This is a genomic window from Streptomyces griseoruber (assembly GCF_001514205.1).
In the GTDB taxonomy this organism is placed as follows: Bacteria; Actinomycetota; Actinomycetes; order Streptomycetales; family Streptomycetaceae; genus Streptomyces; species Streptomyces griseoruber.
Genome location: NZ_KQ948825.1, coordinates 1 through 1,542, shown reverse-complemented (window position 1 = coordinate 1,542; position 1,542 = coordinate 1). Strand labels below are relative to the sequence as shown.

1 protein-coding gene is annotated in these 1,542 nt (G+C 74.6%); it reads left to right on the top strand.

All coding sequences use genetic code 11. The annotated features are described in order from the left end of the window. Positions 1 to 1,542: RICIN domain-containing protein (locus tag AQJ64_RS44780; RefSeq protein ID WP_169809767.1), on the top strand; the 1,542-nt coding region annotated here is incomplete at both ends.

The following is a 1,542-nucleotide window of genomic DNA, read 5'->3' as shown; positions in this document are numbered from 1 at the left end:
AGTCCTGGATCGCCGACCATCTCGCCCGCTGGCAGGACTGGTGGTCGGCCGGCGGCCCCGGCTGGATCGGCGACAGCCCGTTCGTGGTCCACGCCCACGGCGCCACCGACAAGTGCCTCGACGTGGCGGGCGGCAAGAAGGACAACGGCACGCCCGTGCAGATCTACACCTGCAACGGCAGCGTCGGGCAGAAGTGGCAGATCTCCGGCGACCACCTGGTCAACCCCAACTCGGGCAAGTGCCTGACCGTCAAGGGCGGCGCGAGCGCCAACGGCACCGCCGTGCAGATCTCCACCTGCTCCAGCAGCACCTCCCAGAACTGGGAGTACGGCACTCACGGCACCACCCGGCTGTTCAACCCGGCGACCGGCAACTGCCTCGACCTCGCCGACTACACCAACAGCCGCGACGGCCGGATGTGGGACTGCACCGGCAAGGCGCCGCAGCAGTTCGACGTCGTCCCCTCCGGCCACGCCGGCACCGACGACCTCGACTACCCGGCCAAGGCGCAGTTCGACAAGGCGAAGAAGGGCATCACCGACGCCCAGGCCGCCTCGAAGAAGCAGCTCGACCTGCTGAAGGCGCAGGCCGCCGCGGCGAAGAAGGCCGCCACCGACACGGACACCGCGACCCAGGCCGCCTACGCGATCGCCGACAAGGCGGGCGCCCCGCGCGGCCGAGGTCTGCTCGTCGCCCAGCAGAAGGCCCAGGTCACCAAGGCCTCGGCCGCCGCCCTGGAGGCGTTGTCGAAGGCCGGTGACACGGCGTACTCCGCGACCAAGGCCGCCGTCGGGGACAGTGAGACCATCGCCGCCCGCGCCCTGACCCAGGCCGCGCAGTCGAAGGCGGCGTTCCGCACGGCCGCCGCGAACGAGGCCCGCGCCCAGGCGAAGGCCGCCGCCGACGCGGCCGCCGTCCAGGCGCAGACCGCCAAGGCCGCCCGGGACCTGGCGAAGGCGAAGCTCGCCGAGACGCAGAAGGCCGAGGCCGACGCCAAGGCCGCGGCGGCCGACGCGCACGCCAAGCGGCTCGCGGCGGAGGCGGAGGAGGCCACGGCGAAGGCGGAGAAGGAGACCGCCGCCGCCAAGCAGGCCGAGGCCGCCCAGCACAAGAAGAACGCCGAGGGCTACGCGGTCACCGCGAACGAGGCCAAGGGCCGCGCGGAGACCTCCGAGTCCACCGCGCGCGCCAGGCGGCAGGACGCCGAGGCCGCCCGGGACCGGGCCAAGGGCAAGCGCGACGACGCCTGGGACGCGGAGAGCAAGGCCAACGCCGCCCGCGCCAAGGCCGACGCCAAGGACGCCTACGCCGAGGCCCATGACTCCGACGCCAATGCCAAGGACTCCCGGGCCGCGGCCGACGCCGCCGACTCGGCGGCCGACGACGCGGAGTCCGCGGCCACCTCGGCCCGCGCCGAGGCGAACGCCGCGACCCAGGCCGCCGCCGACGCGGACGCCGCCGCCACCCGCGCGGAGGCCGCCGCGAAGCGCGCCCGCTCCGACGCGGACGCGGCGCAGGCCGCGAAGCTGAAGGCCGACGCCG